Source organism: Brevundimonas sp. GW460-12-10-14-LB2 (genome assembly GCF_001636925.1).
Lineage (GTDB): Bacteria > Pseudomonadota > Alphaproteobacteria > Caulobacterales > Caulobacteraceae > Brevundimonas > Brevundimonas vesicularis.
This window is the reverse complement of the sequence record NZ_CP015511.1, coordinates 3,195,246-3,219,004: the sequence shown is the minus strand read 5'-3', so window position 1 is coordinate 3,219,004 and position 23,759 is coordinate 3,195,246. Positions and strand designations below refer to the sequence as shown.

31 protein-coding genes are annotated in these 23,759 nt (G+C 67.9%); 7 read left to right on the top strand and 24 right to left on the bottom strand.

Going from position 1 to position 23,759, the window contains the following annotated elements:
* Positions 1-96 precede the first annotated feature (96 nt).
* The 6 genes from ftsH to tolB all read right to left on the bottom strand — a co-directional run bounded on the left by ftsH (position 97) and on the right by tolB (position 7,611).
* Entirely contained in the window at positions 97-2,052 is a 1,956-nt protein-coding gene (gene ftsH / locus A4249_RS15945) for an ATP-dependent zinc metalloprotease FtsH (protein WP_055753954.1), read from the bottom strand.
* An 86-nt stretch (positions 2,053-2,138) separates the two neighbouring features.
* Positions 2,139-3,257 (bottom strand): tRNA lysidine(34) synthetase, encoded by a 1,119-nt coding sequence (locus A4249_RS15940; RefSeq protein ID WP_231868730.1) that lies wholly within the window; start codon positions 3,255-3,257, stop codon positions 2,139-2,141.
* 128 nt (positions 3,258-3,385) lie between these two features.
* Positions 3,386-4,231, bottom strand: a complete 846-nt coding sequence (locus A4249_RS15935) for a tol-pal system protein (protein ID WP_066554439.1) — start codon at positions 4,229-4,231, stop codon at positions 3,386-3,388.
* Between the two features lie 41 nt (positions 4,232-4,272).
* Complete coding sequence (locus A4249_RS15930; protein ID WP_066554433.1) at positions 4,273-5,415, bottom strand: DUF3667 domain-containing protein; 1,143 nt, start codon at positions 5,413-5,415, stop codon at positions 4,273-4,275.
* A gap of 127 nt (positions 5,416-5,542) precedes the next feature.
* Complete coding sequence (gene pal, locus A4249_RS15925) at positions 5,543-6,106, bottom strand: peptidoglycan-associated lipoprotein Pal (RefSeq protein ID WP_055753951.1); 564 nt, start codon at positions 6,104-6,106, stop codon at positions 5,543-5,545.
* A 140-nt stretch (positions 6,107-6,246) separates the two neighbouring features.
* Positions 6,247-7,611 carry a Tol-Pal system beta propeller repeat protein TolB gene (gene tolB, locus A4249_RS15920; protein WP_066554431.1) on the bottom strand — a complete coding sequence of 455 codons (1,365 nt, stop codon included), beginning with the start codon at positions 7,609-7,611 and terminating at the stop codon, positions 6,247-6,249.
* A 141-nt stretch (positions 7,612-7,752) separates the two neighbouring features.
* Between tolB and A4249_RS15915 the strand changes: the two genes are divergently transcribed.
* From A4249_RS15915 to A4249_RS16840, 3 genes are read left to right on the top strand one after another with little or no spacing between them, the layout of a single operon-like run.
* A complete protein-coding gene (locus A4249_RS15915; protein WP_017506756.1) occupies positions 7,753-7,986 on the top strand; it encodes a hypothetical protein in 234 nt (77 codons plus the stop codon).
* Positions 7,983-8,258: a hypothetical protein gene (locus A4249_RS16845; protein ID WP_197458413.1), complete on the top strand. Its 276-nt coding sequence runs from the start codon at positions 7,983-7,985 to the stop codon at positions 8,256-8,258. Before A4249_RS15915 ends, A4249_RS16845 begins: the two co-directional genes overlap by 4 nt.
* A complete protein-coding gene (locus A4249_RS16840; protein ID WP_197458412.1) occupies positions 8,255-8,416 on the top strand; it encodes a hypothetical protein in 162 nt (53 codons plus the stop codon). Before A4249_RS16845 ends, A4249_RS16840 begins: the two co-directional genes overlap by 4 nt.
* A 3-nt stretch (positions 8,417-8,419) precedes the next feature.
* Here A4249_RS16840 and A4249_RS16835 read toward each other — a convergent pair whose 3' ends face one another.
* From A4249_RS16835 to A4249_RS15840, 14 genes are all read right to left on the bottom strand, one after another.
* Positions 8,420-9,298: a cell envelope integrity protein TolA gene (locus A4249_RS16835; RefSeq protein WP_066554430.1), complete on the bottom strand. Its 879-nt coding sequence runs from the start codon at positions 9,296-9,298 to the stop codon at positions 8,420-8,422.
* A 5-nt stretch (positions 9,299-9,303) separates the two neighbouring features.
* Positions 9,304-9,756 carry an ExbD/TolR family protein gene (locus A4249_RS15900; RefSeq protein WP_066554427.1) on the bottom strand — a complete coding sequence of 151 codons (453 nt, stop codon included), beginning with the start codon at positions 9,754-9,756 and terminating at the stop codon, positions 9,304-9,306.
* A 3-nt stretch (positions 9,757-9,759) separates the two neighbouring features.
* The gene (tolQ, locus tag A4249_RS15895; RefSeq protein WP_066554426.1) at positions 9,760-10,512 is read right to left on the bottom strand and encodes a protein TolQ; all 753 of its coding nucleotides are present in this window, start codon (positions 10,510-10,512) and stop codon (positions 9,760-9,762) included.
* A 140-nt stretch (positions 10,513-10,652) separates the two neighbouring features.
* On the bottom strand, positions 10,653-11,087 hold the full coding sequence (locus A4249_RS15890) for a hypothetical protein (RefSeq protein ID WP_066554425.1): 435 nt from the start codon (positions 11,085-11,087) through the stop codon (positions 10,653-10,655).
* Between the two features lie 25 nt (positions 11,088-11,112).
* Positions 11,113-11,571 carry a tol-pal system-associated acyl-CoA thioesterase gene (ybgC, locus tag A4249_RS15885; protein ID WP_066555372.1) on the bottom strand — a complete coding sequence of 153 codons (459 nt, stop codon included), beginning with the start codon at positions 11,569-11,571 and terminating at the stop codon, positions 11,113-11,115.
* Positions 11,572-11,576: 5 nt separating this feature from the next.
* A complete protein-coding gene (locus A4249_RS15880; protein WP_066554424.1) occupies positions 11,577-12,440 on the bottom strand; it encodes a hypothetical protein in 864 nt (287 codons plus the stop codon).
* Entirely contained in the window at positions 12,437-12,805 is a 369-nt protein-coding gene (locus A4249_RS15875) for a hypothetical protein (RefSeq protein ID WP_066555371.1), read from the bottom strand. Before A4249_RS15875 ends, A4249_RS15880 begins: the two co-directional genes overlap by 4 nt.
* Before the next feature lie 5 nt (positions 12,806-12,810).
* Positions 12,811-14,277, bottom strand: coding sequence for an alpha/beta hydrolase (locus A4249_RS15870; RefSeq protein ID WP_066554422.1), 1,467 nt, complete (start codon positions 14,275-14,277; stop codon positions 12,811-12,813).
* Positions 14,278-14,334: 57 nt separating this feature from the next.
* The gene (ruvB, locus tag A4249_RS15865; protein WP_017506438.1) at positions 14,335-15,366 is read right to left on the bottom strand and encodes a Holliday junction branch migration DNA helicase RuvB; all 1,032 of its coding nucleotides are present in this window, start codon (positions 15,364-15,366) and stop codon (positions 14,335-14,337) included.
* A 13-nt stretch (positions 15,367-15,379) separates the two neighbouring features.
* Positions 15,380-15,997 (bottom strand): Holliday junction branch migration protein RuvA, encoded by a 618-nt coding sequence (gene ruvA, locus A4249_RS15860; RefSeq protein WP_066554420.1) that lies wholly within the window; start codon positions 15,995-15,997, stop codon positions 15,380-15,382.
* Positions 15,994-16,512, bottom strand: a complete 519-nt coding sequence (gene ruvC / locus A4249_RS15855; RefSeq protein WP_055753940.1) for a crossover junction endodeoxyribonuclease RuvC — start codon at positions 16,510-16,512, stop codon at positions 15,994-15,996. The genes ruvA and ruvC overlap by 4 nt, the downstream gene beginning before the upstream one ends.
* A gap of 46 nt (positions 16,513-16,558) precedes the next feature.
* Positions 16,559-17,254, bottom strand: a complete 696-nt coding sequence (locus A4249_RS15850; protein ID WP_066554417.1) for an MgtC/SapB family protein — start codon at positions 17,252-17,254, stop codon at positions 16,559-16,561.
* A 76-nt stretch (positions 17,255-17,330) separates the two neighbouring features.
* Entirely contained in the window at positions 17,331-17,849 is a 519-nt protein-coding gene (locus A4249_RS15845) for a hemerythrin domain-containing protein (protein ID WP_055753938.1), read from the bottom strand.
* An 84-nt stretch (positions 17,850-17,933) separates the two neighbouring features.
* The gene (locus tag A4249_RS15840) at positions 17,934-18,707 is read right to left on the bottom strand and encodes a YebC/PmpR family DNA-binding transcriptional regulator (protein ID WP_055753937.1); all 774 of its coding nucleotides are present in this window, start codon (positions 18,705-18,707) and stop codon (positions 17,934-17,936) included.
* Between the two features lie 148 nt (positions 18,708-18,855).
* Here A4249_RS15840 and A4249_RS15835 point away from each other — a divergent pair, with 148 nt between their 5' ends.
* Positions 18,856-19,056 (top strand): hypothetical protein, encoded by a 201-nt coding sequence (locus A4249_RS15835; RefSeq protein ID WP_055753936.1) that lies wholly within the window; start codon positions 18,856-18,858, stop codon positions 19,054-19,056.
* A gap of 4 nt (positions 19,057-19,060) precedes the next feature.
* On the opposite strand, the gene A4249_RS15830 is transcribed toward A4249_RS15835, so the two are convergent.
* Positions 19,061-20,344 carry an arsenic transporter gene (locus A4249_RS15830; RefSeq protein ID WP_066555370.1) on the bottom strand — a complete coding sequence of 428 codons (1,284 nt, stop codon included), beginning with the start codon at positions 20,342-20,344 and terminating at the stop codon, positions 19,061-19,063.
* A gap of 81 nt (positions 20,345-20,425) precedes the next feature.
* Between A4249_RS15830 and A4249_RS15825 the strand changes: the two genes are divergently transcribed.
* Together A4249_RS15825 and arsC are read left to right on the top strand one after the other, a co-directional pair.
* Positions 20,426-20,761 (top strand): ArsR/SmtB family transcription factor, encoded by a 336-nt coding sequence (locus A4249_RS15825; RefSeq protein WP_017506449.1) that lies wholly within the window; start codon positions 20,426-20,428, stop codon positions 20,759-20,761.
* Positions 20,762-20,766: 5 nt separating this feature from the next.
* Positions 20,767-21,171: an arsenate reductase (glutaredoxin) gene (arsC, locus tag A4249_RS15820; RefSeq protein WP_066554415.1), complete on the top strand. Its 405-nt coding sequence runs from the start codon at positions 20,767-20,769 to the stop codon at positions 21,169-21,171.
* 15 nt (positions 21,172-21,186) lie between these two features.
* Here arsC and A4249_RS15815 read toward each other — a convergent pair whose 3' ends face one another.
* Positions 21,187-21,705 (bottom strand): PadR family transcriptional regulator, encoded by a 519-nt coding sequence (locus tag A4249_RS15815; protein WP_066554412.1) that lies wholly within the window; start codon positions 21,703-21,705, stop codon positions 21,187-21,189.
* Positions 21,706-21,762: 57 nt separating this feature from the next.
* Between A4249_RS15815 and A4249_RS15810 the strand changes: the two genes are divergently transcribed.
* Positions 21,763-22,671, top strand: a complete 909-nt coding sequence (locus A4249_RS15810) for a retropepsin-like aspartic protease (protein ID WP_197458410.1) — start codon at positions 21,763-21,765, stop codon at positions 22,669-22,671.
* A gap of 22 nt (positions 22,672-22,693) precedes the next feature.
* Here A4249_RS15810 and A4249_RS15805 read toward each other — a convergent pair whose 3' ends face one another.
* Together A4249_RS15805 and A4249_RS15800 are read right to left on the bottom strand one after the other, a co-directional pair.
* Positions 22,694-23,227: a MarR family winged helix-turn-helix transcriptional regulator gene (locus A4249_RS15805; protein WP_066554408.1), complete on the bottom strand. Its 534-nt coding sequence runs from the start codon at positions 23,225-23,227 to the stop codon at positions 22,694-22,696.
* A 47-nt stretch (positions 23,228-23,274) separates the two neighbouring features.
* Positions 23,275-23,709: an acyl-CoA thioesterase gene (locus tag A4249_RS15800; protein ID WP_055806518.1), complete on the bottom strand. Its 435-nt coding sequence runs from the start codon at positions 23,707-23,709 to the stop codon at positions 23,275-23,277.
* Between the last annotated feature and the right edge of the window lie 50 nt (positions 23,710-23,759).

The window sequence follows — 23,759 nt, the reverse complement described above, 5'->3', positions numbered from 1 at the left end:
GCTTTGGGTGGGCCAGTGGGTCAGCCAGACGCCCAAAGAAAAAACCCGCCGGGAGATCGCTCTCCCGGCGGGTCCATCTTCATATCAGGCCTTGGTTCAGTGAACCGTCGGCACGCTGGTCGCGGCCGGCGCGGCGACCGGAACCTCGATGTCCGTGCCGTCCGACACCGGCGTCACCGGCACCGAGACCGAAGGCCCGGCGTTGGGGAAGTTGTTCTCGTCGCGGTTCGGCGCGACGCCCTTCTCCAGCAGATCCTTGATCTCCTCGCCCGACAGGGTCTCGTATTCCAGCAGGGCTTGAGACAGCTTTTCGTGATCCTCGGCCTTGGTCGTCAGGATGGTGCGCGCCTCGTCCCAGCCCGAGGTCACCAGGCGACGGACTTCCTCATCGATGGTGCGCGCCGTCTCTTCGGAGATGTTCTGGCTGCGGGCGACCGAGTGGCCAAGGAAGACCTCTTCCTGGTTCTCGCCGTAGGCCACCGTGCCCAGCTTATCCGAGAAGCCCCAGCGGGTGACCATGGCGCGGGCCAGTTTGGTCGCCTGTTCGATGTCCGAGCTGGCGCCCGAGGTGATGTTCTCCGGCCCGAAGATCAGCTCCTCGGCGACGCGGCCGCCCGCCATGATGGCGATCCGGTCGATCATCTGCTGATATTTCATCGAATAGCGGTCGCCTTCCGGCAACTGCATCACCATGCCCAGCGCCCGGCCGCGCGGGACGATGGTCGCCTTGTGCACCGGGTCGGCCATCTTGACGTTCATGGCGACGATGGCGTGACCGGCCTCGTGATAGGCGGTCAGGCGCTTTTCTTCCTCGTTCATCGCCATGGAGCGACGTTCGGAGCCCATCAGCACCTTGTCCTTGGCGTCTTCGAAGTCGCGGTGGGTGACCATGCGACGGTCCTTGCGCGCCGCCGTCAGGGCCGCCTCGTTGACCAGATTGGCCAGGTCGGCGCCCGAGAAGCCGGGCGTGCCGCGCGCGATCGTCTTGACGTTGACGTCGGCGGCCAGAGGCACATCCTTCATGTGGACGCGCAGGATGCGTTCGCGGCCCGAGACGTCGGGGTTGGGCACCACCACCTGGCGGTCGAAACGGCCGGGACGCAGCAGCGCCGGGTCCAGCACGTCGGGACGGTTGGTCGCGGCGATCAGAATGATGTTCTCGGACGCCTCGAAGCCGTCCATCTCGACAAGCAGCTGGTTCAGCGTCTGTTCGCGCTCGTCGTTGCCGCCGCCGAGACCCGCGCCGCGATGGCGGCCTACGGCGTCGATCTCGTCGATGAAGATGATGCAGGGCGCATTCTTCTTGGCCTGTTCGAACATGTCGCGAACCCGCGACGCGCCGACGCCGACGAACATTTCGACGAAGTCCGAACCCGAGATCGAGAAGAAGGGCACCCCCGCCTCGCCCGCGACCGCGCGCGCCAGCAGCGTCTTGCCGGTGCCGGGAGGGCCGACCAGCAGGGCGCCCTTGGGGATCTTGCCGCCCAGACGCTGGAACTTGCCCGGATCCTTCAGGAAGTCGACGACCTCCTGCAGCTCGTCCTTGGCCTCGTCCACGCCGGCGACGTCGTCGAAGGTCTTGCGTCCCTTGTGCTCGGTCAGCAGCTTGGCCTTGGACTTGCCGAAGCCCATGGCGCCCTTCGCCCCGCCCTGCATCTGGCGCATGAAGAAGATCCACACCCCGATCAGCAGCGCGATCGGCAGGATGCCCAGCAGCAGGCTCATCCAGATCGACTGGCCGCCCGACTTGGCGTCGATCTCGACGTTGGCGGCCAGCATCTGGGCCACCAGCTGTTCGTTCGGATAGACGGTGGTGGAGGTGAAGCGTTCGCCGTTCTTCAGCTCGCCGTTCACCTTGTCCAGGCGAATGGTCACCTGTTTGACCTCGCCCGCGTTCACGCGCTGCACCAGCTGGGAATAGCTTATGGCCTCGGGCTTGCCGGCCGGCTGGCCCGTCACGCCGTTCATGGCGCCGCCCTGCGACAGCGCCGCATAGCCCGCCAGCAACGCCAGAATGATCACGCCGGTGATCGCCAGATTACGCAGGTTCATTGAGGTCCTCGGTCGTCCGCGACCCCGGTGGGATCGACGGTCTGGATGTGTCTGTCTGGGAAAATAGGGGCTTAATCAGCGTTACGCTATCGGGTGGCGGAAATCAGGTCGTCTTCGTGCGTCGTTTCGTCCAGCGCCAGCCTGAGCCGTTCCGCGACAAGGCCACGCCGTTCAACCCCTTCGCCTGCAAGAACCGGGGCCACCGCGTCGTCCCTGATCAACACAGGCCAGGCCCCGCGCGTCGCCGCCGGCAGCCGATTGATCTCGGCCCTGTCGGCGTCCGGCAGGCTGGCCAACCGCCCCCTCGCCGGAACCACAGACCAGCCGGGACGATCGGCGCAGAAGACGAACCGCCCGTCCCAAACCGTCTCGACGCCGGGCGTCAGCGCCAGCGGCGAAATGTCCCGCCTGCACAGCTCGCCGGCCTCGCGCATCAGCCGCGCCGTCGCGCCGACGGCCTCGCTCCGCGCCCCGCACAGGGTCGCCGCGAAATCCTCACCCGCCTTCAGCCGCGCCATCAGGGCTTCCAACCGCGCGCCGCGAGGCGGCGTCGATCCGCCGCCGACGCAGACCAGGGCCGCCGCCAGCGCCCGCGCGCCCACGTCGTGGTCCACACGCACCATGGCCTCGCCGTCGATGATCGGTCGCGCGCCGGTTTTCGCCGGCGCCTGATCGACCGATTGCGGCGTTGCGCCCGCCAAAGCCTGCCGCGCCCGGCTGCGCCCGAACCTCGGATCGGCGTTGGCCGGATCCTCGATCCAGTCCGCCCCCTGCCCGGCCAGCCAATCCCGCAACCCCGCCCGCCGCTCGCCCAGCAGCGGCCGCAAAAGCATTAGGCCTCGACCCTCGGGCCAGGCCGGCGACGGCGACCATTCGCGCACCCGTCCCAGCGTCGAGCCTTCGCTCCGCATCAGATCGGCCTCGGCGATATCGTCGGCGGTATGGGCGAACAGGACGACCGAGGCACCCGCCTCGCGCGCCGCATCCGCAATCAAACCATGCCGAGCCGCCCGCGCCGCCGCCGTCAGACCGGTCGCGGGCTTGTCTCCGCCCCAACTCAACCCGCGCCAGTCGGCTCCGGCGTCCCGCGCCGCCCCGGCCGCAAAGTCGGTCCAGCGGCCGCTGTCCGCATTCAGCCGATGATCGACGGTCAGGGCCAGCACCAAGCGCCCGCGCGTCCGCGCCCAATCTGTCGTCAGCCGCAACAGGGCGATGGAGTCTCCGCCCCCCGACAGGGCCAGCGCCAGCGGCCGGCCCGTGTCCCGCGTCAGTCGCGCATCCAGCCGCGCGAAGACCCGCGCCGTCAGATCGTCCCCAATCGCTGGGCTGGGCGTCAGGCGCAGGAACCCGTGGTCTTCAACTGCGCCGCCCGCGCCTTTTGCGGGTCGGAGGCGGCGGGCGCATAACGGCGCGTGAACTCAGCCAGGGCCGCGCACCCTTGCGGCTTCCGCTGCGTCGCGAACAGGGCGTCGGCCAGTTTCAGCGTCGTATCCGCCGCCCAGCCGATGCGCGGCCAGTCCTTCAGCGCGGCGGCGTAATAGGGCACCGCCCCCGCCTTGTCGTTCGCCGCCACCCGCAGGTCGCCCAGGCGCGAGTTGGCCTCACGCGATTGCGGCGTATCTGGCCAGGCCGCGATCACCGTTTCCAGCGCCCGCTCGCCGCGCGGCTTGTCGGTCGCCAACAGGGCCACCGCCGCCGCCAGATCCCGCGTCGCATCGCCGGTCGGCGAGGTCGCCTCGATCGGCGCATTCAATTCAGCCTGGGTCTCCAGCTTCTGCAATCGGCCCTCGGCGTCCGCCAGACGCGTCTTCAGCGTCTCGTTCTCGCGGGTGGCCTCGTCCAGCTGGAAGGTCAGACGCTCGTTGTCGCCGTTGATCCGGCGCACCGTGGCCTCCAGGTCGCCCAGGCGTCGGTCCATCAGGGCGAACTGCCCCTGCAGCGTCACCACCTCGGGGTCCGGCTCGACCAGCACGGGTTGGCCGGCGGCGTTTCTCTGGGTCAGGGCGCGCTCGAGCCGTCGCACATTGCGGTCCAGCTGGTCCAGGCGGCGATTGTCCCACTCGGTCCGCTCCATGATGTTGGGCTGCGCCTGCTGGGCGACCGCGCCGCCCCCGATCAGTAGGACGCCGAGGGCGGCGGCGGCGAGCAGATGAACGCGAGAAATCGAGAGCTTGGTCATGCGTCTAGCTTTCACCGATTTGGGGCCGCCGCAAGGCCGAGCTAGTGGCCGAGACCCAGATAGACGATGGCCGCGAAGAACAGGCCGACGACGATGTTGCAAAACACCAACAGAGCGATCGTCCGCCACAGGGCCGAGAACCACGACAGCGAATAGGCGCCCTTCATCTGGGCGAACACATGCACGGGCACGGCCAGCAGCCCCAGCGGAATGACGATGGCGCCCAGCCACCCGGCGATCGTCGCCGACAGCACCATCAGCATCAGCAGCATGGCCATGAAGGTCAGCGAGTACAGAACGAACACCCCGTGGTCGTACAGGGTGAAGCCGCGCTTCCACAGAAACAGCAGGGCCACGAACGGGATCGACAAGGGCACCAGCAGGAAGGCGAACTTGTACACCGTCTGCTGAAACTTATAAACCGCCAGGTCCGGGTTCTGCAGCTTCTTCAACACCGTGGCGCCGATGCCGTGGCCTTCCTTCTTGGCATCCTTGCCCATGACCTTCAGCTTGGTCTCGCCGCTCTCGCCGGTCGCCATGTCCTTGATCCCGGCTTGCCAGCTGCCGGGCTTCAGACCGTCGGCGCGGCCGTCGCGCTGCTCGATCTCCAGCCGGGCCAGGGCCGCGCGGCGGTCGTCGACCAGCTTTTGTCCGGCGTTGATCGCCATCTGCATTGTCGGGTCCGGCTGGGCGCCGCTTTCCGCCCGCATCTGGACCAGGGCCTTTTCGGCCTCGGCCAGGCCGACGCGCTGAGACGCGATCCGTTCGCTCATCTCCGCCGCCTCGCCGGACTTGGATTCCGGATGCGGCATGAAGCTGAGCGCGAAGAACATCACGAACAGGGTGAACAGGAAGATCGCCAGCGGCGAGACGAAGCGCGTGCGCTTGCCCTCGACCCACTCGCGCGTCAGCCGGCCGGGGTTCAGCCACAGCAGCGGCAGGGTGCGCCAGATCCGGGCGTCGAAATGCATGACCCCGTGCAGCAGCTCTTCGCCCAGGTGCAGCAGGCTGCGATGGACATGGGTCGGCTGGCCGCAGTTTGCGCAGAAGTTGCCGCTCGTTTCGGCTCCGCAATCGGAACAGACGCCGTGGGCGTGATCCTCGCCCGCCTTGCCCGTCGGCTTTTCGATCGCGCCCGCCACCAGGCCGCTCGTGACGACCGCGCCCGCCCCTTCGATATCCATTCGCTGATCCCCCGATCCCTGTGACGACGTTCTTGCCGCCGGCCCGGCGTCAGGACAAGCGCGGAAACGAAAAGAGGCGCCGACCCTGCGGCCGGCGCCTCCTTCAGATCAGCCGATCAGCCGGTCGTCAGCGCGGCGCGCCCGAGACGATGGCGGTGTGGGCGTTGCGGTTGCGGGCGAAGGCGTCCTCGTTCGAGCCTTCCGCGATCGGCCGCTCCTTGCCGAAGCTGATGGTGTCGATCCGGCCGGCCGGAATGCCCCGGTTGATCAGATAGGTGCGCACCGATTCCGCACGGCGGGCGCCCAGCGCCAGATTGTATTCGCGCGTGCCGCGTTCGTCGGCGTTGCCTTCGATGCGGATCGTCACGGACGGATAGCGTTGCAGCCACTGAGCCTGGGCGTCCAGGCGCGGCATGGCCTCGGGACGAACCTCATAGGAATCCAGGTCGAAATAGATGCGGTCGCCAACATTGACGACGAAGTCCTGTTCAGTGCCCGGCGCGGCCGAACCCATGTTTCCGCCGGTCACCGGCCCGGTGGGCGCGGTCGGATAGGCCGGGCCCGTCGGCTGGGTGGTGCCGTCGTTCGGACCGGGCACGCCGGTCTCGACCGGGGGCTTTCGGGTGCAGGCGGCCATGGCGGCGACGGCGCAGCCGACCATCGCCAGTTTGAGAATGCGGGAAGTCTTCATGGGGTCGTCTCCTGACGTATCGTTTCTGGCAAGGGGCGGGCCTCAAGCTTGGCTTTACTGTCTGCCTCGGCCGATTTTTCGACGCTAGAGGCGATAACGCACAGTTGAGCTTTAAGGCTCCGACGGTGTCGGTGCGGCGTTTAGGCGGGGCAGCTGTCGGCGCCCTGGTTCACGCCCAGATTGCTCGGGCCGCGGTCCAGCAGCGGCGACCACGCCGGGTCGGTCCCGCGCCCATTATAGCCCGCCTGCGACACCACGCGCCCCGACAGGTCCACGGTCCACAGACGCGTGTCGCCGCCCGGCGTCTGGCGCGCAAACATCACGTAACGGCCATTCGGCGCCCAGTTTGGGCCTTCCTCGAAATAGCTGGAGGACAGGATGCGCTCGCCCGAGCCATCGGCGTTCATCACCCCGGTCGAGAACCGGCCGCCACCCTGTTTGGTGAAGGCGATCAGATTGCCGGTCGGGCTCCAGGACGGGGCCGTATAGATGCCGCCGCCGCGCGAGATCGGCCGCTGGCCCGATCCGTCCGACCGCATGACATACAGGCGCGCCGAACCCGAACGGTCCGAGGTGAAGACGATCTGGCTGCCGTCCGGGCTGAACGACGGCGAGGTGTCGATGCCCGGGTCGCTGGTCAGGCGCGTGATCTGGCGGCTGCGCAGATCCATCACATAGACGTCGGTATTGCCGCCCCGGATGATCGAAAACGCGATCTTGTTGCCGTCGTTGGAGAAACGCGGCGCCAGCACCTGACCGTCGAACTCGCCCAGGCTCTCGCGCCGGCCCGTCGTCAGATTATACAGGTAGATGCGGCTGTAATCCTTGCCCAGCGCCACATAGGTGATCTCGTCCGGCTGCGACAGCGAGAAGCGCGGCGACATGATCACCTCGTCGCCCTGCGTCAGATAGGTCGGATTGAACCCGTCCTGGTCGGCGATGGTCAGGCGGTTGATCCGGTTCAGCGGCGTGCCCTCCTCGGACACGAAGATCACGCGGCTATCGAAGAAGCCGGCCTCGCCCGTCATGCGCTGATAGATGACGTCGGAAATCTTGTGCGCGATCCGGCGCCACTGTTCCTGGGTCGCGGTGAACTGATAGCTGACCAGCTGGCACTGGCGGTAGGGATCATACAGGCGGAAGCCGACGTCCAGCCGCCCGTCGCCGCGCGTCGTCACCCCGCCGTACAGCACCGCCTGCGCCCCGATCTGGGTCCACTGCGGGAAGTTCGGCGCATTGGCCAGCGTCAGCCCGGTCTCGATGAAGCTGGACGGGTTCAGCGGCTCGAAGAAGCCCGACCGCTTCAGATTGGCGCTGACGACATTGGAGATGTCCGACCCATGCGTCCCGGCGAATGGCACGACCGCGATCTGAAGCGGGCGCAGCACGCCCTGATCGATCTCAACCTCGACCGGCTGGTTCTGCTGAGGCGTCTGCGCCGCCGTCGTCAGAGGAGCCGCCATCGCGACAGCCGCCACGGAGGCCAGAAGAAGGTTCAGACGCATCAGATGCTCCCATAAGTCTCGAAGGATCGCCGCCCCTTATCGCCGGGCCGTTCGACTTTCGCCAGCTTCACGGGGAATGGGGCGACATTCGGGACGGGAGCGATCATTGATGCGTGATGCGTGATGCACTATCTTACAGCCATGCGCACTACACTCGCCATCGACGACGACGTGTTGAACGCCGCACGGGCCATCGCGGTTCAGACCCGAACCTCTGTGGGCGAAGTCATTTCCGATCTCGCGCGCCGCTCGATCACACAGGCCAAGCCGGACACGTCGCCCGAATTCCGCAACGGCATTCGTCTCCTGCCGCACCGCAAGGGCGCTGTGGTGACGACCGAACAGATCAACGCTCTGCGCGATGAACTGCCTTGATCGCGCTTTTGGACGTCAGCGTCCTGATCGCATTGATCGATCCAGCCCATACCGAGCATCTCACCGCCCACGCCTGGTTCGCACGTGAGCATCAAGCCGGTTGGGCGACCTGCCCGCTGACCGAGAACGGCGCGCTTCGAATCCTCAGCAATCCCAAATATCCGAACTCGCCGGGTGCGCCGGCGCAGGTGTTGCCGGCGCTTCATTCCTTGCTGAGCCAACCCGGCCATGCGTTCTGGCCCGACGGCATCAGTTGCTGGGCGACCGTTTGATCGCACAGGATCGCCTGCTTACCTCGGGCCAGCTGACGGATACCTATCTGCTGGCCTTGGCCGTCTCGAACGGCGGCCGGCTGGCAACGTTCGACCGACGCCTGGCGCCCGACGCGGTTAAGGGCGGCAAGAGCGCCTTGCATCTTATAACAGCCTGACGCTCACCGATTGCGGCACGCCCGTTCGGTGTTGAAGGTCGGACGGTAGACCCCGCCGGGGAAGCCCTGCGGCACGTCGAAGGGCGCGGTCTGGCGCAGGGCGCGCAGGGCACCGTCGGCGGCGGCGCGATAGACGTTCGACGACTGGGCGTTGATCAGGCTGGGCCCGCGCGTGATCCGCCCATCGGCCGACAGGGTCAGCTCGACCTGGATGCGCAGCTGGTCCGCGCCAGGGATGTCGCAGGGCAGGATCCAGTTCGGATAGACCTGATTGAAGATGGCCGTGATCTGCGGGCCCGTGGCCTGGGACGCCGCGCCCGCCCCCTGCTGCCCCGTCGCCGGTCGGCCGCGATTGTTGGTCGGGCGCGTCGGTCCCGCCAGGGCGTCCAGGTCCAGGCTCGGCTCGGTGCGCTGGGGCGCAGGGCGGGCCGGCGCGGGCGTCGCCGGGCGCGGGGTCGGCTGGGCCTTGGTCGGCGGCGCCGGCGTCGGCGGCTGGGGTCGAGGCGTCGGACGCGGCGGCGTCGGGGTCGGCGTGGGTTTCGGCGTCGGCGTGGGCGTCGGGGCCGGGCGCGGCGGCGTGGGCCGAGGCGGCGTCGGGGTCGGGCGCGGCTCGGGTTGCGGTGGCGTCGGCTCGGGCGTCGGCGGCACGGGATCGGGCTGCTGCACCGGGGCGGTCGCCGCGTCGTCGGGCGAAGGTTCGGGCTGCGGATTGTCCGCCGGCGCCGCCTGGACCACCTCCTCCGAGACGATGGTCACCGGGACCGAGGCGACCAGCGGCGTCTCGTCCTCGTCCGTGTTGTGCGACACCATCACGAAGGCGAGCGCGACCACCCCGGCGTGCAGGGCGAGCGATCCGAGGATGGCGGGGCTCGGCCGACGCAAAGGATTCAGGCCTCCGGCGCCGTGTCGGTGATCAGGTTCAGCTTGGTGAAGCCCGAGGCGCTCAACCGCGCCATCACCCGCGCCACCGCCTGATAGGGCGCGCGCCCGTCCGCCCGCACGAACACCGGCCGCTCGGCCGCCTTGTCGGCGCCGCCGGCCTCGGTCAGCAGACGCGTGGACAGGGCGTCGAACGCCGTCTCGCTGTCGCCGACGAAGATCGCGCCCTGCTGGTCGATGCTGACCGACAGGGGTTCGGACTTGATCTCAACCGCGCTGGCTTCGGTCTTGGGCAGTTCGACCGGCACGCCGACCGTCAGCAGGGGCGCCGAGATCATGAAGATGATCAGCAGCACCAGCATCACGTCCACCAGGGGCGTGACGTTGATCTCGGTCAGAGGCCCTTTACGCCCCCTGCGCCCCCGGCGCCCGCCGCCGCTCGCACCACCGCCCAGGGCCATGGCTCAGACGCCCCGCTTCAGGCTGAGGTCGCTGGGCGGCGGGGGCGGAGGCGGCGGGGCCGACGGGCTGCCCAGGCGGCGCGCGACCGCGGCCTGAAGATCGTCGGCGAACGCCTCCAGGCGCCCCGTGAACTTGCCCGCGTCGATCGAGAACTTGTTGTAGGCGATATAGGCCGGGATGGCCGCCGCCAGACCGATGGCCGTGGCGAACAGGGCCTCCGCAATGGCCGGCGCCACCGTCGTCAGATTGGTGTTGCCCGCCGCCGCGATCCGCCCGAACGCGTTCATGATGCCCCACACCGTGCCGAACAGGCCGATAAAGGGCGAGGCGGTGGCCACCACCGACAGCACGCCCAGGCCGTTCTCGATCCGCTGGCCCTCGCGCGAGATCAGGCTGTTCATCGCCTTGTCGATCCGCACCAGCAGCAGCTCGCCCTGGTGCTCGTTCAACGCCCCGCGCTGACGCGCCTCGCGCCAGTCCGACAGGGCGATCACCAGCATGCGCGGCAGGGCGTGGTCCGGATCCGGCCCCGCCTGGGACGCTACCTCTTCCAGCGATCGGCCCGACTGAACCGACTTTTCGAACTCGTCGGCGCGCTTGTTCAGCGCCGTGAACCGTACCGCCTTGTCGATGATGATCGTCCACGACCAGATCGAGGCCGCCGCCAGCCCGATCATCACGCTCTTGACCACCCAATCGGCGGTCATGAACAGCTCGACCGGGTTCATCATCGCGGCGTCGACAGGCGTGGTCATTCAGGCGCTCCGGGCGGAATCGAGATCGTCACGTTCCCTCTTCGACCGAGCGGACGTGACCATTGTGTGGCGTCCGGCCCGTTTAGCCCCGACCCGTCCGCCCGTCATCTGACAGGCGCGTCATAAGGGTTAACAGCGGGTTACTCGGACGCCGTCCGTCGCGCGTTCGGATCGACCGCGACAGAGACCGGGGCGCCGACGCTGATGATGACGCCCTCGTGGCCTTCCTTGGCGATGGAATAGGTGGCGGCGTCCTTCAGCAGTTGCTCCTCGCACTGGCGATCGCCCGCCCGGCCCAGTTCGGCGCAGCCGCGCTTGGCCGCGTCGGTCCAGCCCAGGACCCGGCGCGTCGCCGCCTCGGCGCGCTTGATCGCCGCCTCGTCTTCTGCGGCGGCTTGCGCGATCAGGGCCTGGCGCGCGCCCTGCTGGTATTGCAGCTCGGCCTGACCCGCCATCTTGCGCTCCCAGACCTTGTAATAGGGACAGCCCACCAGCCCGCCGCCGATCAGCAGCACGAACAGCAGGATCATGACGATCACCGCGCTGGCGGACATCTTGTAGGTTTCTGCGGCCATGACGTTTCCCCTCGTTGGCGCGATCCTAGTCGGCGGTCCCGCCGGCCGCCAGCCACGGCGTGACCTTCTCGACCAGTCCCTTCGACGGCCGTCGCGGCCGCCCATCCAGATGGATGCACACCGCCGTCACTTCCGCCCGGCACAGCACCTCGCCGGCCCGCTCCACGCTCTGGCGGATGATCAGCCGCACGCCCTTCACCTGCTCGTAGACGGTGCGCACCACTAGGGCGTCGTCGATCCGCGCGGGCTTCAGATAATTTATGTTCAGTTCCGACACCACGAAGGCCAGCGGCTCGGCCTCCTCCAGCAGATCGGCGTGCCCCACCCCGATGGCGCGCAGGAAATCGGACCGCCCCCGCTCGAAATAGCGCACATAGTTGGCGTGATAGACCAGGCCGGTGAAATCGGTGTCCTCATAATAGACGCGCACCGGCAACAGGTGATCGCGCCCCTCGAAACGGCCGGCGGTGGGTTGGTCGGAGATTGCGGTCACTGAAACCTCGTGCGTCGTGCAGACGCCATAGCCAGTCCGATCGCGACAAGCCATCCGATCACGGGCGAAGCGCCATAGCCCACCACCGGCGCCGGATAGGCGCCCAGCAGATTGGCCGCCGACAGACCGATCCAGAACCCGGCCATGGCCAGTCCGACGAAGGCTCGGGAGCCGCGCGCGCGCCATGCCATCCAAAGCAACGGGGCTGACAGCAGGATCAGAGCCATCACCGCCGCCACACCGAGGACCGGCGCCACCGCCCAGACCGTCGGCACGACATCCTCGACATAGGGAACGCGCGGCAGCGCCTCCGAACGCGTCAGGCTCCAGAGCGCCAAAATCCAGGACAGGGCCGCCAGCGGCGCCAGCGTCTTCCACGACCCTCTCGCCGCCGTTAGCAGCCCGGTCGTTCCCACCGCGAAGGCCAGGCTTGCGGCCCCGTCGAAGCTGAGACCGAACGTCAGGATCGTCAGGGCCGCGACGCCCGCCGTCCACACATCGTCTGCATCCTGCGCCACCAGCCAGAGCAGCGGCGCGCCCAGCAGCGAGGCGGGGTGAATAAGCACCGGCCCCAGCGACAGCCAGCGATGCGCGCCCTGCATCTCCACGCCCGTCGTCAGCATCAGGACGGCGACGACCAGGATCGCGGCCGCCGAGATCAGCCTCGAACCCCGGCCCGGCCGCGCCGTCCGCGACGCCGCCCACAGCGCCACGGCCCCGATCAGAAACGCCGCGGCCTGGACCGCAACCGACGCCGTCCCCGCCCCGGCCGCCCGGATCGCCAGCAGGCTGATCGCCGCCGTCGCCGTGATCTGTGCGATCAGTGCTAGGGCTGGCCCCTTCAACCGACGACGGATCACGGCTGGCGGTTCGGCGCGGCCATGAAGCCGGGGCAGTAGCTTTGGCGCATTTCGCGGAACTCGGTCGGCAGGGGGTCGTCGCTGAACAGGATGCGGTTGGGAATGGAGACGAAGCCCACCGCCGGACCGCCGGCGACGCGCCCGACATAGCCGCACACCGATCGCCTTTCGCCATTCTCGGCGTAGCGCAGCTCGGCGCCGCGCCCCGCCTGGGTGCGGATCTGGCGCATCACCCGCGCATCGGCCGGCTCGGGCGACGGGGTGTTCGCCGGCTGCATCAGCACCCAGACGCCGACCGCGCACAGGGCCAGAACCAGCGCCGCCGCGATTATCAGGCGCTGCTGAAGCGGGCTGCGATGGCGCATCACCCTCATGCGGCGGGCGCATCCAGGGTGAAGTCCAGCGGCGTGTCGGCGGCGGGCAGGCAGGTCCGATCCACCGGCTTGGACGGATCACGCAGGAAGTCGCGCGCCATCTTGCGCGTGCAGGGGCTGGCGTTGATGACGCCGTGGGTCGCATTGGTCACGATTACCACCTGGCTGTTCGAATAGCCCTTGGCGGCGGCCTCGGTCAGCGGCGGCGGGCAGCCCGGATCGATCTCGGCGGCGACGAACAGGGTCGGGATGTCGGTCTGGACCGGCAGGTTCTCGATCGGCAGCGCGGGCCGTTCACCCACCGCCGCGCAGACGTCGAACAGCCGCGACAGCGACGGGACCAGCACCTCGGCGACCGGATCACCGGCCGCGCCGGCGGCCAGCCGCGCCTTGGACTCGAACGGCAGTTCTTCCTTGCACAGGTGGGCCATGTGCTGGCCCTCGAAATAATAGGTGCGGTCCTCGGCGATCTCCGCGACCGGCGCCAGGTCGCCGGCGATGATCTTGTCCAGATCGACCGGCAGGCTGCGCACGCCCGCCGCGCTATAGGTCGTGTCCATCAAGAAGGCCGACAGGTCGTCGACGGTGAGGGTGCGCCCGTCCCTGCCTGTCACCGGACCGGCCAGCCATTTGCGCGCCTCGGCCTCGAACCGCGCTTGAAGGTCCGGATGCTGCGCCGCGCAGGCCGTCTGGGCCGCGCATTTGGCCAGGATGATTTTCACCGCCGCCGAGACCTGTTCGGGCGTGCCGACGGCCCAGTTGCCCTCGGGCGGCCAGGGACTGTCCATCACGGCGGCGCGCACGATCTGGGGCTGGTGGGTGATCACCGCCGCCTGGATGCGCGGCCCGTACGATCCGCCCCACAGGTCGATCTTGGCCAGACCCAGGGCCTGGGCCATGTCCTTCACATCGTCGGCGATGGCGGCGGCGTTGTACTGGTTCAGGTCGATCCCTTGCGCCTGATACCCCTTCAGACAGGCGATCAGCCCGTCGCGGTCCTTGTCGGACGGCGGCCCCGCATCGGTCAGTTCGACGCCCGGACAGTCCATCGACGGGTTGCTCGCGCCGCCGCCCCGTTGGTCGAACAGGATCACGTCCTGATCCACCGCAAAGGCTTCCGGGTTGCGGCGCAGCGCCGCCAGCATCCGCCCCGCCCCCGGCGTCAGGGCCCCGCCCGGCCCGCCGTGGAACATCACCATCGGCGGCAGCGCCTGGCTTGCGGCGTCCTTGTAGGGCGCGCTGGCCTTGAAGATAACCACCGCGATATCGATGCGCCGGTCGCTGACCGAGCCGTCGCGCGCCTCGTCCACCCTCAGGGTCCCGCACCGCACCTCGCGCAGGCCCGTCGGCCAATCACTGGGACAGGCCTTGTCGGTGAAGACGGGGGCCTCTGCTCTCGCGGGCGGCGCCAGACCGGTCAGGCCGGCCGCAAACGCCATCACGGCCAGGGTGCGCAGGATCATGGGACGACGGCTCCGGTTCGCCCCCAGCAAACCCCCGCCCGCCCCGCTTGGCAACGCCTATTCGAACAGGTCGCCCGGCACGGGTCCGGCGGCCGGTTGCGCCGGCGCGCTGAGGCCGAGATGCGCATAGGCCTTGGCGCAGGCCATGCGGCCGCGCGGGGTGCGCATGATGAAGCCCTGTTGCAGCAGATAGGGTTCGATCACGTCCTCGACCGCGTCGCGCGCCTCGGCGATGGCGGCCGCCAAGGTGTCCATCCCGACCGGCCCGCCGCCATAGTTCTCGATCAACGCCTTCAGGAAGCGCCGGTCCAGGCTGTCCAGCCCGGCCTCGTCCACCTCCAGCCGCGCCAGCGCCCGCGCCGCCACCAGTTTCGAGATCGTCTCGGCCCCTTCGGCCGAGGCGAAATCCCGCACCCGGCGCAGCAGACGCCCGGCGATGCGCGGCGTGCCGCGCGCCCGCGACGCGATCTCTCGCGCGCCGGCCTCGTCTATGGCCGCGCCCATTTTGCGCGCCGTGCCGCGCACCACCGCAGTCAGTTCGTCGGGGGTGTAGAACTCCAGTCGCAGCGGAATGCCGAACCGGTCCCTGAGCGGCGTAGCTAACAGGCCCGCCCGCGTCGTCGCCCCCACCAGCGTGAACGGCGCCAGGTCGATCCGCACCGAACGCGCCGACGGCCCCTCGCCGATGATCAGATCCAGCACATGATCCTCCATGGCCGGATACAGGATCTCCTCGACCTGGGGGCTTAAGCGGTGAATCTCGTCGATGAACAGGACGTCGCGCGGCTCGAGGTTGGTCAGGATCGCCGCCAGATCGCCCGCCTTGGCCAGGATCGGCCCGGAGGTCGCCCGGAACCCCACGCCCAGTTCGCGCGACACGATCTGCGCCAGCGTCGTCTTGCCCAGTCCCGGCGGTCCGAACAGCAGCACATGGTCCAGCGCCTCGGCCCGCCCGCGCGCCGCATCGATGAAGACCTTCAGATTGCCCTTGGCCTGCGACTGGCCGACGAACTCCGACAACGTCTGCGGCCGCAGCGCGCGGTCAAAGGATTCGCCGGTCTCGGCCTCGGGGGAGATGACGCGGGTCATGTCGATGCGGCTCTCATCGGCCCAACTCCTGCAGCGCCGCGCGGATCACCGCCGACAGCTCCGCCTCTTCGCCCAAACGGATCAACGCCTGATCCACGGCCCGGCGCGCATTGACCTCGGCGACGCCCAGTCCAAGCAGGGCCGACACGGCCTCGCCGGTGATGGACGGAACGGGCGGTGCGATCTCGATGTGCATGCCGGGTGCGACAGGCGCAAAACTGACGTCGCCCAAGGGCTTGCCCTTCAGCTCGGTCACGATCCGCAGCGCCAGCTTCGGCCCCACGCCGTTGGCCCGCGCCACCGCCGCCTTGTCCTCGCGCGCCACCGCCGACGCCAGTTCGCCGGGCGGCAGGACGTCCAGCACCGCCAGCGCCGCCTTGGGCCCCACGCCCTGAATGGCCAGCAGGGTCGTGAAGGCCCGCCGCTCGTCGCGCGTCAAAAATCCATACAGGCGCGGCCCCGCATCCTCGCTCCACTGCGAATGGACATGCACCGTCGCCTCGTCGCCCGGCGCCGGCAGCCGCCCCAGCGTCCGCGCCCCGCACGACACGACATAGCCCACGCCGGCGCAGTCGATCAGGCATTCCGCCTCGCCGACCTCGGCCAGCACGCCTCTCAACCGCCCGATCACGCCGCCCCCCGGTGCATCGCTTCCAGCAAGGACCGCTTCCTGAGTTGCGCATGGGTGATCGCGACGGCCAGGGCGTCGGCCGCATCCGCCTTCACGTCGCCTGCGGTCGGCAGCAGCCGTTTGACCATGAAGGCGATCTGGCTCTTGTCCGCATGGCCCGCGCCCACCACCGCCTTCTTGATCAGGTTCGGCGAATATTCCGCCACCGTCAGGCCCGCCTTGGCCGGCGCCAGCATCACCGCCGCCCGCGCATGGCCCAGCTTCAGCGTGGAGGACGGGTTCACATTGACGAACACCTCTTCCACCGCCGCCTCCTCGCAGCCGTGGTCGGCGCAGATCGTTCCTAGCGCCTCGAACAGATGCAGCAGCCGCTCGCTGAACGGCGCGGTCTCGGGCGGGGCCACCACCCCGTGCGCCACCCACCTCAGGCGCGCGCCATCCGACACCACAACGCCCCAGCCGGTGCGTCGCAGACCGGGGTCCAGGCCGATGATTCTGACAGGTTCGTTCGCCATCCGTTCCCCTCATGCCGCAAAGAGGGTTATCGGGCAATGAACGGTTTCAGTCGTCGCGCGGGTCCAGGCTGTAAGCGACCACGCCCGGTATGGCGCACAGCTGTTCCGCCAGCCGCTTTAGCTGGCTTTCCTCGGCGGCCTTCAATCGCCAGGTCCGTCGAATGGTCTGTCCATCGATCAGCTCGAACCGGTCGTGTCGCGCGTCCGCATCGATGGCTTTCAGCGCCGCCTCGATCGCCGGCTCCGGCGACGCCTCGCGCCGTTCCCAGCACACTTCGGCGTCCACCACCGTGCGCGCGGGCAAACGCCCGTTGATCAGCCTCAAGCCGATCAGGATCAGGGCCGTGACCACCGTCGCCGCCGTCCCCAGCGCATAGAGGCCTGCCCCGAACAGAATGCCGATCGCCGAAGTGATCCACAGCGACGCCGCCGTGGTCAGTCCGTGGATCGAAAATCCGGTGCGGAAGATCACGCCTGCGCACAGGAACCCGATCCCCGTCAGCACGCCGTGCGCCATCCGCGTCGGGTCTGTGACGATGTTCTCGTCGGGCAGGGCGCGGAACGCCCAATCGGCCTGCGACATGGCCGCCAGCATCAGCAGGGCTGACGCCAGGCTGACCAGGATGTGCGTTCTCAGGCCCGCCGCCCGGCCCCGCCATTCGCGCTCGAAGCCGATGACCCCGCCCGCGATCACCGCGCCGAGGATCGGCAGGACGGCGCCTTCCAGACTACCCAGATTCATCCGCGCTCAACGACGGGCCGAGCGCGGATGTTCCTTGGACGGACGATGCTGCGACATCGTGGTCGCAGCGCCCGCCTCAGCCGTGCTTTTCGATATAGGTCTCGGGGTCCTTGTTCACCGGCTTGACGCCGGTGATGTACTCGGCCTCGAAGGCGGCGAACTTCACCGCCAGCTCATGGCGCGTCTCGACGTCGGCGTTCATGCGGAAGTCGGTCAGCCCCTGCCGCTCTTCCTCGCCCATGTGTTTGGAGTTGACGACGTTCGCCTCGCCCACCGCGTCGAACCAGGCCTTGGTGCCGACCTTGTGCTTTTCGACCGCCTTGACCGCATCGCGCAGCTTGTTGTGGTCCTCGATGGCGTCCTCGGTCTCGCCCTCGACCGTGCCGTCCTCGGCGTCATTGGCGCCCTCGCCCTGCTTCAGCAGCTCGGGATAGAAGAACCGCTCCTCGGCCTCGGCGTGCACATCCAGGAACGCCGACAACCGCGACCAGACGGCGCTCAGCGCATCGGTGTCTTTGGGGTCGATCTGTTCGATGATCGCAAACAGCCGACGCTGTTCGGCATGGTCGTCGAGGATCAGCTGGGTGATGTCCATAGGGGGCTCCAGGCGTAACGGTGAAGCCTCGTTACGCCCGGCGCACGACCCGGTTCCGTGCGAACGACTCGCGGTCGTTCGGGATCAACCCGCGTACTTGGCCGCGTCCTCGTCGGAGATGTCCTCGTTGGAATAGACCGCCGACACGTCGTCCTCGGCGTCCAGCGCGTCCAGCAGCTTGAACAGGGTGCCGACGGCCTCGCCGGTCACCGGCACTTCGGATTGCGGCTTCCAGACGATGGCGGTGGACTTGGGATCGCCCAGCACCTTGGACATGGCCTCGGCGACGTCGTTCAGGTCCTCGAAGGCGGTCCAGATCGTGTGGCCCGGGGCGTCCTCATAGATGTCGGGCTTGACCAGGTCGCTCTCGACGTCTTGGGCGCCGGCCTCGATGGCGGCCTCCATGACGGCGTCTTCCGAACCGGCCTCGGCGGCGTAGGTGATCTTGCCCACCTTGTCCCACATGAAGGCGACCGAGTTCATCTCGCTCAGGGCGCCGCCGTTCTTCTTGAAGGCCGCGCCGATGTTGGACGCCGCCCGATTGCGGTTGTCGGTCAGGGCCTCGACGATAATGCCCACGCCGCCCGGACCCCGGCCCTCGTAGCGGACCTCCTCCATCGTATCGACGTCGCCGCCGGCGGCCTTGTTGATCGCGCGCTGGATCACGTCCTTGGGCAGGCTTTCGGCCTTGGCGTTGTTGACCGCCAGACGGAGGCGCGGGTTCGCCGCCGGATCCGGCAGGCCCGACTTGGCCGCCACGGTGATGTCGCGCGACAGTTTGGAGAACAGCTTGGAGCGCTGCGCATCGGCGCGCCCCTTGCGGTGCATGATGTTCTTGAATTTCGAGTGGCCGGCCATGGGATCGTCTTTGAGCGTTCTGAACCTGAGCCGCGCCTCCTAAACGAAGAGCGGCATCCTGTCACGATACGCCGATCGGGGGCGACAGGGGTGGAACCTGTACCGTTTGGGCGTATTGATCCGGGCAAGACAGACGGAGCGTAAAGCCATGACCGCAGACGACACCATCTATGAAGCCGAAGGCTATATGGACGAGGACCTGCACGAGGCCGACATTGTCGAGTGGTACGAAGCCCGCCCGGTCACCGTCTCCACCGCCGTCGCCACCGGCGCCATCGTCACCGCCTTCACCCTGGGCGCCCTGACCGCCGTCGGCGCCCTGTTCCTGATCGGCCGTCTGGACGATTAAGGCGCTAGACGCTCAGGCGTAAGGCCAAGGCCGCCAAGGCGACGCCCAGGACCGGCAGGGTGAGCACCACGCCCACCTTGAAATAATAGCCCCACCCGATCTTCACGCCCTTTCGCGCCAGGACGTGCAGCCACAGCAATGTGGCCAGCGAACCGATCGGCGTCATCTTCGGCCCCAGGTCGCTGCCGATGACATTGGCGTAGATCATCGCCTCCCTCGCCGCGCCGGTCGCGCCCGAGGCGTCGATCGACAGGGCGCCGATCAGGACCGTGGGCATATTGTTGGCGATGGCCGACAGGAAGGCCGTCAGGAACCCGGTTCCGAAGGCCGTGCCCCAGACCCCGCCTTGCGAGAATCCGTCCAGCAGGCCCGCGATCTGGCGCGTCAGACCGGCGTTGCCCAGCCCATAGACGACCAGATACATCCCCAGAGAGAAGATCACGACCTGCCACGGCGCCTCGCGCAGCACCTTCGTCGTGCTGATGACCGCGCCGCGGCCCGCCATGACTAACAGGACGACCGCCCCCGTCGCGGCGACGGCGGACACCGGGACCCCTCGCGGCTCAAGAACGAAGAAGCCGATCAGCAGAAGCGCCAGGATGATCCAGCCCCACAGGAAGGTCGCCCGGTCCTTGATCGCGCTGGACGGTGCGGCTAACCGCTCCACGTCATAGGCCTTGGGAATATCGCGCCCGAACACCACAAACAGCACCATCAGCGTCGCCGCGATGCTCGCCAGGTTCACCGGCGCCATGACCGCCGTATAGCGGTCGAAGCCGATGTCGAAGAAGTCGGCCGAGACGATATTGACCAGGTTAGACACTACCAGAGGCAGGCTGGCCGCGTCGGCGATGAAGCCCGCCGCCATCACGAAGGCCAGCGTCGCCTTGGGGCCATAGCCGAGCGCCAGCAGCATGGCGATGACGATGGGCGTCAGGATCAGCGCCGCCCCGTCGTTGGCGAAGACCGCCGACACCGCCGCGCCCAGCAGGACGAACAGGACGAACAGCCGGCGCCCTTGGCCGCCGCCCCATCGCCCGACATGCAGCGCCGCCCATTCGAAGAAGCCCGCCTCGTCCAGCAACAGGCTGATGATGATGATCGCGACGAAGGTCGCCGTAGCGTTCCAGACGATGTCCCAGACCACGGGAATGTCGGCCAGGGTGACGACGCCCAGCAACAGCGCCGCCGCCGCACCGCCCATCGCGCTCCAGCCGATCTGCAGCCCCTTCGGCTGCCAGATCACCAGGGTGATGGTGACCACGAAGATCAGAAAGGCGACGATCATGGGCGGCTCCATCTCGGCCAACCGACGACCGCAGAGCCCCCTCTAGCTTGCATGACGCCGTATTTCCAGTATCTTGGAATAATGGAATCCGAACCCGCCATTCTCGCGCTCGCCGCCCTGGCGCAATCCACGCGACTGGACGCCTTCCGGCTGCTGGTCCGCCATGCGCCGGACGGCCTGCCGGCCGGAGAGATCGCCGACCGGCTCGCCGTCCCGACCAATACGATGTCGGCGCATCTGGGCGTGCTGTCGCGCGCCGGACTGATCGCGTCCCAGAGGCGCAGCCGGTCGATCATCTACCGGGCCGATCTGGATCGACTGGGCGAGGTCGTGCTGTTCCTGCTCAAGGACTGCTGCCAGGGCCGCGCCGAGCTTTGCCAACCTTTGCTGGCCGAACTGGCCCCCTGCTGCGACTGAGGCCAATGGACGTCGTCATCTATCACAACCCCGCCTGCGGCACGTCGCGCAACACCCTGGCCCTGATCCGCCACGTCGGGATCGAGCCGCATGTGATCGAGTATCTGAAGACCCCGCCCAGCCGCGCGCTGGTGGCCCAACTGGTCGCACGGATGGGCGGATCGGTGCGCGATATCCTGCGCGAAAAGGGCACGCCCTACGCCGACCTCGGTCTGGACGACGCCGCCCTGTCGGACGACCAGCTGCTGGACGCCATCGCGGCGCACCCGATCCTGATGAACCGCCCCATCGTCGTCTCACCCCTGGGCGTCAAACTGTGCCGCCCGTCCGAGACGGTGCTGGACCTGCTGCCCGACCATCTCGCCAAGCCCTTCGTCAAGGAAGACGGCCAGGTCATTCTCGACGCCTAGGTGCGGGCGCGAGGTCTATGACGCGCGTTGCCCGTCCAGCCAGTCCAGACGGCTGAGCTGCAGGTTGATCGCCAGTTCGATGCGGGGACGCTCGATCGGGTCCAGCGACACCACATACTGACGCAAGGCGGCGATTTCCGCCTCCACCGTGCGCCTCAGGACCGCCATGGCCTCAGCCTTTCGGACAGGCGGCAGGCGGTCCCACATGCCTGAGCGCAAGCGGAAGGGATCCAGACCGACACTGGCGGCGCGCTCGGCGTCACAGATCCAGTCTTCCATCACCGCGACTCCCTGCGGCGTCAGGGACAGAAGAACCGTGCCCCGGCCCGAGCCCGTCTCGGCCGCGTCGATCACGCCACGATCCGTCAATCGTCGAATGGCCGGATAGACAGCGCCCGCGCTGCCCCGCCATTCCAGAGACATCGACTCCTGGAACGCCTTGCGCACCTTGAAGGCGGTCGAGGCTCCGCGATGATGGATTTCCGACAGGATGGCGCCTTCCAGCTCCGTCAGGCTTCCTTGCCGATTGTTCATTTGACCCGATCCAACTCGATAGTCCTAATCGGACTATCGACGTCCATGGAGGAATACATGATCCGGTCCCTGTTCAAACGCGCCATGGCGGCGTCCTGTCTAGCCGGGGTCAGCCTATCGGCTGGCCTCGCTGCGGCGCAAGCCGAACCCGTCTCTCAAGCGACCCCTCAGTCGACCGCCCCGGCGCCGGCGGCCGCTGTGGCCCGCATTCCGCTCTATGTCTCGGACGGCCGGGCGCTTCTGATGATGCGGATCAACGGCGGCCATCCTGCGCCCGTCGTCTTCGACACCGGCACCAACGGCAATCTGATCTACAAGTCCTACGCCGACGACATCGGCATGCCGAATGTGGGACCGTCCCAGTCCAGGGACGGCAGCACGGGTCTGATGGTGCCCGGCTATACGACCAGTCTGAAGGGCGTGACCCTGGGCGGCTATGCGATCACCGAGGGCCCCGCCACCGTCTTCGAGTTCAGGGACGAGGACGAAGTCGGCATCTTCGGTCCCAACAGCTTCCCCGGGAAACTGGTCGAGATGAACCTGGCGAAAGGCGAGCTGCGCATCATGGCGCCCGATGCGCCCCAGCGTCCCGAGGGCCCCGGACACGCCTATTCCGACGACGAACGACTGCCGGTCGTCGCCCTCGATCTGCCGGGCGCCTCGGTCGAGGCCACCCTTGACACCGGCAACGACAGCGCCTTCCTCCTGCCGCTGTCTCTGGTCAGCCAGATCAAGCTGAAGGGCGAGCCGCGCAAGATCGGCATCGCGACCTCGGCCGCCGGAACCCAGCCGGTGTACGAGGCCCAGGCCGACGGCCCGGTCAAGGTCGGCGGCGTCGAGGTCGACAGCCCCAAGCTGCGCTTCATCGAGGGCGGAACCCCCAATGTCGGCCTGCCCATGATGCGCAAGTTCAGGTTCGTCTTCGACCCCACCAACGAACGCACCTGGGTCCTGGCGGGCGACTGACGTTCAGGGCGGTCCGATGTCGTCAGGCGTCGGACCGTTCGGGCGTCTGCGGGACGCGATCCGTCAACAGCTTCAGGACCTTGGCGGTGATGGCCAGTTCCTCGTCCGTCACGCCCGCCAGCAGTCGGGTGCGATCCTCGCGTGCGACGCGATCGGAGGCGTTCAGCGCCTCCAGCCCCTTGGGCTCCAGCCGGATCAGGTTTGCCCGTCCATCGCCGCAAAACGGATGACGCGACACCAGACCTTCTTCGATCGACAGCTTGATACGGCGTGACAGCGACGCCTCCGATATCCGCAGGATCGCCGCCAACTCCGCCTGCGTCAGCCCCTTGGGCTTGGACGCCAGAACATACAGGTGCGCACGCTGGGCCGCCGTATAGCCTCGACCGCGAAACAGCGCATTGGCGCGCGTGATCCACGCCCGGGCCACGAAGGCGATGCGCATGGACACGACCAGCTCCAGGCTGGCGCGGGGATCGTCCCCGGTCGTCGCCACATCCGTCTCCGAGACGTTCAGATAGAAGGCGTCATCAAGATCAGCGGGGTCGTAAGACATCGGAATCTAGGATTTGGACGTGGAACGGCGGAAAACGGCGACAGCCCCTACCCCGCGCGTAGGTTCTCCACCACGCTCCTCAGCCGCGCCGGCAACGGCTTGGGCCGGCGGGTTTCGGCGTCGACGTAGACGTGGACGAAATGGCCGATGGCGGCGGGAACGTCGACGCTGCGCTTGAACACCGCAAAACCGTAGGTGACGCTGGAGGTGCCGATCGCATCGACCTTGATCCCGACCTCGATCACGTCCGGGAACTTCAGAGACGAGGTGTAGCGACAGCCCGAATCCACCACCAGGCCGATGGACTCGTCCAGCGCATTGGCGATCAGCAGGTGGGCGTTCACCGCCGAGTCGACGAACTCGTAGAATTTGGCGTTGTTGATATGGCCGTACTGGTCGTTGTCGGCCCAGCGGGTGGAGACCATGTGAAAGGCCTTGTAGGTCGCCCGTTGCGCCAGCGCGCCCTCGTCTCGTTTCGGCATCGTCGTCTCCCTCGGCGACGCGAACCGTCGCTCTCGATCCCGACGCTCTA

Coding starts and splice junctions, on each gene's coding strand:
- A4249_RS15900 (WP_066554427.1), bottom strand. CDS start 9,756: ATGGCCCTGGGCGGTGGTGCGAGCGGCGGCGGGCGCCGGGGGCGCAGG.
- A4249_RS15915 (WP_017506756.1), top strand. CDS start 7,753: ATGCGCACTACACTCGCCATCGACGACGACGTGTTGAACGCCGCACGG.
- ftsH (WP_055753954.1), bottom strand. CDS start 2,052: ATGAACCTGCGTAATCTGGCGATCACCGGCGTGATCATTCTGGCGTTG.
- A4249_RS15850 (WP_066554417.1), bottom strand. CDS start 17,254: ATGAATCTGGGTAGTCTGGAAGGCGCCGTCCTGCCGATCCTCGGCGCG.
- A4249_RS15840 (WP_055753937.1), bottom strand. CDS start 18,707: ATGGCCGGCCACTCGAAATTCAAGAACATCATGCACCGCAAGGGGCGC.
- A4249_RS15875 (WP_066555371.1), bottom strand. CDS start 12,805: ATGCGCCATCGCAGCCCGCTTCAGCAGCGCCTGATAATCGCGGCGGCG.
- ruvC (WP_055753940.1), bottom strand. CDS start 16,512: ATGGCGAACGAACCTGTCAGAATCATCGGCCTGGACCCCGGTCTGCGA.
- A4249_RS15815 (WP_066554412.1), bottom strand. CDS start 21,705: ATGAACAATCGGCAAGGAAGCCTGACGGAGCTGGAAGGCGCCATCCTG.
- arsC (WP_066554415.1), top strand. CDS start 20,767: ATGGACGTCGTCATCTATCACAACCCCGCCTGCGGCACGTCGCGCAAC.
- A4249_RS15825 (WP_017506449.1), top strand. CDS start 20,426: ATGGAATCCGAACCCGCCATTCTCGCGCTCGCCGCCCTGGCGCAATCC.
- tolQ (WP_066554426.1), bottom strand. CDS start 10,512: ATGACCACGCCTGTCGACGCCGCGATGATGAACCCGGTCGAGCTGTTC.
- A4249_RS15845 (WP_055753938.1), bottom strand. CDS start 17,849: ATGGACATCACCCAGCTGATCCTCGACGACCATGCCGAACAGCGTCGG.
- pal (WP_055753951.1), bottom strand. CDS start 6,106: ATGAAGACTTCCCGCATTCTCAAACTGGCGATGGTCGGCTGCGCCGTC.
- ruvB (WP_017506438.1), bottom strand. CDS start 15,366: ATGACCCGCGTCATCTCCCCCGAGGCCGAGACCGGCGAATCCTTTGAC.
- A4249_RS15890 (WP_066554425.1), bottom strand. CDS start 11,087: ATGGCCGCAGAAACCTACAAGATGTCCGCCAGCGCGGTGATCGTCATG.
- A4249_RS15805 (WP_066554408.1), bottom strand. CDS start 23,227: ATGTCTTACGACCCCGCTGATCTTGATGACGCCTTCTATCTGAACGTC.
- A4249_RS15930 (WP_066554433.1), bottom strand. CDS start 5,415: ATGGATATCGAAGGGGCGGGCGCGGTCGTCACGAGCGGCCTGGTGGCG.
- A4249_RS15800 (WP_055806518.1), bottom strand. CDS start 23,709: ATGCCGAAACGAGACGAGGGCGCGCTGGCGCAACGGGCGACCTACAAG.
- tolB (WP_066554431.1), bottom strand. CDS start 7,611: ATGCGTCTGAACCTTCTTCTGGCCTCCGTGGCGGCTGTCGCGATGGCG.
- A4249_RS15830 (WP_066555370.1), bottom strand. CDS start 20,344: ATGATCGTCGCCTTTCTGATCTTCGTGGTCACCATCACCCTGGTGATC.
- A4249_RS15935 (WP_066554439.1), bottom strand. CDS start 4,231: ATGACCAAGCTCTCGATTTCTCGCGTTCATCTGCTCGCCGCCGCCGCC.
- A4249_RS15870 (WP_066554422.1), bottom strand. CDS start 14,277: ATGATCCTGCGCACCCTGGCCGTGATGGCGTTTGCGGCCGGCCTGACC.
- A4249_RS15835 (WP_055753936.1), top strand. CDS start 18,856: ATGACCGCAGACGACACCATCTATGAAGCCGAAGGCTATATGGACGAG.
- A4249_RS15810 (WP_197458410.1), top strand. CDS start 21,763: ATGATCCGGTCCCTGTTCAAACGCGCCATGGCGGCGTCCTGTCTAGCC.